Raw genomic sequence first — 611 nt, 5'->3', positions numbered from 1 at the left:
CGAGACACCCACCCGCAACACCTGCCAAGTCAGCATCCGTGTGCCGAGTGGGCGTGCGCACCTCTATCAGGCGGTCGTTGCCTCCGCGCGCGACTGGCGCGCCGATGTACAGGCACGCAGCAACGGGTTCTCCGCTCCGAGCGGCGGCGGCCCGGTGCTGCCCTTCGAGACCGCCGGTGGCACCAACCTCTCCGGATCGTGCAGCCAGCGCTGCCATGGGGATCCAGTCAACTCCGTCACTGGTGAGTTCTGGGAGTCCGTGTCGGATCTGCAGGTGCCCGGGGCGGGCCCTGGACTGTCCTGGTCGCGGTCGTTCGCCACGACGCGTGCGTCGACGACGGTCTCGCTGGGTTACGGGTGGTCCACGGGCTACGACATCCGCCTGGCACCCTCGGGCGGTAGCTCCCTGGACTTCGCCCCGTGGATCGAGGTGGTCCAGGAGAACGGGTCCTCGACGGTCTTCACGGCCGACGGCGACGGAGGCTTCAGTGCACCGCTCCGGGTGTTCGCGACCCTCGAGCGACTGGGTGACGGCAGTTACCGGTTCGTCCGACGGGGTAGCCAGACCTTCATGTTCGACCACTCCGGTCGTTTGACGCGTGTCGAGGATC

The 611-nt window shown here is 68.1% G+C and carries 1 protein-coding gene; it reads left to right on the top strand.

The annotated features are described in order from the left end of the window. Window positions 1-40: 40 nt before the first annotated feature. Window positions 41-611, top strand: a 571-nt coding sequence (locus tag G3I71_RS52860; protein WP_164324832.1) for a DUF6531 domain-containing protein, incomplete at its 3' end; no start/stop codon positions are given.

This window comes from Streptomyces sp. SID12501, from assembly GCF_010550245.1.
Lineage (GTDB): Bacteria > Actinomycetota > Actinomycetes > Streptomycetales > Streptomycetaceae > Streptomyces.
Note: the sequence above shows the minus strand (reverse complement) of the source record. Positions and strands in the feature narration are given on the sequence as shown.